Origin of the sequence: Stenotrophomonas acidaminiphila, assembly GCF_001431595.1 — a bacterium.
Classification (GTDB): domain Bacteria; phylum Pseudomonadota; class Gammaproteobacteria; order Xanthomonadales; family Xanthomonadaceae; genus Stenotrophomonas; species Stenotrophomonas acidaminiphila.
The window spans coordinates 1-523 of sequence record NZ_LDJO01000125.1 but is presented as its reverse complement, the minus strand read 5'-3'; the positions used below and the strand labels follow the sequence as shown (position 1 = coordinate 523).

Sequence of the window (523 nt, the reverse complement as noted above, 5' to 3'; positions counted from 1 at the left end):
CCGGCACCGCATCGGCCGGGCGCCAGCCGGGCTTGGCCAACAGCAGGTGGGCCACGCCGATCGAGCGTTCGCGGAAGCCGCCTTCGCAGTAGGCCAGGTAGAACTCCCACAGGCGGATGAAGCGCTCATCGAAGCCCTGCGCGCGCACCGCCGGCAGCTGCGCCAGGAAGCGTTCGCGCCACGCCTGCAGGGTGCGTGCGTAGGACAGCCCGAAGTCCTCCAGCGCGATCAGCGCCAGGTCGCTGCTGCGGGTCTTGGAAGCCAGCATCGCGCTGATCGACGGGATGAAGCAGCCGGGGAACACGTGGCGCTTGATGAAATCGACCGACTTCAGCGCCTGCGCGTAGCGGTGGTCCTCGATGGTGATCGCCTGTACCAGGGCCAGCCCGTCGGGCTTGAGCAGGCGTCCGATCTGGCCGAAGTAGCTGTCCTGGAAATCGGCGCCCACCGCTTCGATCATCTCGATCGAAACCAGCTTGTCGTACTGCCCGTGCAGGTCGCGGTAGTCCGACTGCAGCAGGGT

The 523-nt window shown here is 67.1% G+C and carries 1 protein-coding gene; it reads right to left on the bottom strand.

What is annotated here, in order from left to right; genetic code table 11:
* Positions 1–523, bottom strand: a 523-nt coding sequence (locus tag ABB33_RS17960) for a class I SAM-dependent methyltransferase (RefSeq protein WP_161809446.1), incomplete at both ends; no start/stop codon positions are given.